The organism is Sphingomonas tabacisoli, assembly GCF_042678385.1.
In the GTDB taxonomy this organism is placed as follows: domain Bacteria; phylum Pseudomonadota; class Alphaproteobacteria; order Sphingomonadales; family Sphingomonadaceae; genus Sphingomonas_B; species Sphingomonas_B tabacisoli.
Window position 1 is genome coordinate 1 of sequence record NZ_JBHUDY010000004.1, and the last position, 608, is coordinate 608.

Consider the following 608-nt stretch of genomic DNA (forward strand, 5'->3'; position numbering starts at 1 on the left):
CATGCGCGACATCGACCATTTCATCGTCGGCGGCCCCGGCGGTTCTGCGGGCCGCTTCGGCGACGTGTTCGACCCGAACTCGGGTCAGGTGCAGGCGCGGGTGGCGCTGGGCGACCAAGCGGTGCTCGACCGCGCGGTCGCGGCGGCGCAGGCGGCGCAGCCGGGCTGGGCGGCGACCAATCCGCAGCGCCGCGCGCGCGTCATGTTCCGCTTCAAGGAACTGGTCGAAGCACGCATGGACGAGCTCGCCCACATCCTGTCGTCCGAGCATGGCAAGGTCATCGCCGACGCGAAGGGCGACATCCAGCGTGGCCTCGAGGTCATCGAGTTCGCCTGCGGCATCCCGCACGCGCTGAAGGGCGAGTACACGCAAGGGGCGGGCCCCGGCATCGACGTCTATTCGATGCGCCAGCCCTTGGGCATCGGCGCCGGCATCACCCCGTTCAACTTCCCGGCGATGATCCCGATGTGGATGTTCGGCGTCGCAGTCGCCTGTGGCAACGCCTTCATCCTGAAGCCCAGCGAGCGCGACCCGACCGTGCCGGTGCGCCTGGCCGAGCTGTTCCGCGAAGCCGGCGGCCCCGAAGGCATTCTGCAGGTCGTGCACG

At 69.9% G+C, this 608-nt stretch carries 1 protein-coding gene; it reads left to right on the top strand.

Annotated elements, in window-relative coordinates; genetic code table 11:
• Position 1 precedes the first annotated feature (1 nt).
• A partial coding sequence (locus tag ACFSCW_RS16735; RefSeq protein WP_380891590.1) for an aldehyde dehydrogenase family protein occupies positions 2-608 on the top strand: 607 nt, incomplete at its 3' end.